We start from the raw sequence: 1603 nt of genomic DNA, 5'->3' as shown, positions 1-1603 counted from the left end.
ACCCTGCCGCCGCAGCTGTTTGCCGCGCTGGCGCTGATCCTTGGCGGCCTGCTCCTCAGCCGCCGCCGCCGCTCACGCGCGGTCTGACACGCAAACACTTCGATACATAACAAAGCAATTCCATTGACCCCGCCCGCCCGGCGGGGTCTTGTCGCGCGGTGAACCGCAGGAGAAGACCGTGCCCGGCATCGCCCCGCGTTATTGGATGATGATTGCTGCCCTTGGCTTTGTCTGGGGTGCCACCTTTCTGCTGATCAAGCTGGCACTAGAGGGTATCACACCGTTCTGGCTGGCCGCCGGGCGGATCGGATTTGCTGCGCTTTTGCTCGGCGCAATCTGGGGCTGGCGCGGGTTCAAGCTGTTCAAATCTGAAACCAACTGGCCATCACTGGTGATCATCGGCATCCTCAGCACCGCCCTTCCCTTCATGCTGATCTCCTGGGGCCAGCAGCATGTCTCCTCCGGCTTCACCGGCGTCAGCATGGCGGCAATCCCGTTGATGGTGCTGCCGCTGGCGCATTTCTTTGTGCCAGGAGAGCAGATGACCCTGCGCCGCCTGATCGGCTTTGCCATCGGCTTTGCAGGCGTCGCGCTGCTGATCGGCGGCAAGGCGTTTGAAACCAGCGGCGCCGCGCTGGAGCCCTATGGCCGGGCGGCCTGCCTGTCGGCAGCAGCCTGCTACTCGGTCAGCTCGATCCTGACCCGGCGCCTGCCACCAGTGGACCCGCTGGGGCTGGCTGCAATTTTCCTGGTGATCGGCTGCTTCATCATCTTCCCGGCAGCCTGGCTCACCGAAGGCCCGCCGGTGATGCCGGACACAACGACACTGGCGATTGCCGCCATCCTCGGCCTGATCCCCACCGCTGCTGCCAACCTGCTGCGGGTCATCGTGGTGCGGGAAGCGGGGCCAACCTTCATGACCTTGACCAACTATCAAGTGCCGGTTTGGGCCGTGGTGCTGGGCGCCGTCTTCCTGGGCGAGGATCTACCGCCCTCGATGCTGCTGGCAATGGGGATGATCCTGGGCGGGCTTGGCCTCAGCCAGTTCGGCAAGCTGAGCCGTCTGTTCGGCAGAGGCGGCTGAGCGCTCCAGCCTCATTCCGAGACGGCAGCCTCGACCGCAGCGACCACGCTGTCAACAGCCAGCGCCATCAGCCCGGCATCCTCGCTCTCCGCCATCACCCGCACAAGCGGCTCGGTGCCGGATTTGCGGATCAACAAGCGCCCCTGGCCGGTCAATGCTTTCTCAGCGGCGGCAATGGCCTCTTGCACCCGGGTATCCTCCAGCGGCGCCTGGCCAGTCCGGAACCGCACATTGCGCAGCCGCTGCGGCACGGTCTGGAACTGATGCGCCAGCTCTGAAGCCTTCCTCCCGGTTTGCACCATCTCAGCCAGGAAATGCAGCCCTGCCATCAGCCCGTCGCCGGTAGTGGCATAATCCGACATCACGATATGACCGGACTGTTCGCCGCCGAGATTGAAGCCGCCCTCACGCATCCGCTCCACCACATAGCGGTCGCCAACGGCTGTGCGCTCCAGGCCCAGGCCCTTGCTTTCCAGGTGCCGTTCCAGTCCGAGGTTCGACATCACCGTCGCGACCAGC

The 1603-nt window shown here is 64.8% G+C and carries 1 protein-coding gene and 1 pseudogene; one reads left to right on the top strand and one right to left on the bottom strand.

The features are described from left to right. The first annotated feature begins 178 nt into the window (after nt 1–178). Nucleotides 179–1084: an EamA family transporter gene (locus A2I95_RS36490; RefSeq protein WP_291737382.1), complete on the top strand. Its 906-nt coding sequence runs from the start codon at nt 179–181 to the stop codon at nt 1082–1084. A gap of 11 nt (nt 1085–1095) precedes the next feature. Here the strand turns inward: A2I95_RS36490 and A2I95_RS36485 are convergent. Next, nucleotides 1096–1603, bottom strand: a pseudogene (locus A2I95_RS36485) (phosphoglucosamine mutase); the annotation flags it as partial.

It is taken from the genome of Leisingera sp. F5 (assembly GCF_001593695.1).
Note: the sequence above shows the minus strand (reverse complement) of the source record. Positions and strands in the feature narration are given on the sequence as shown.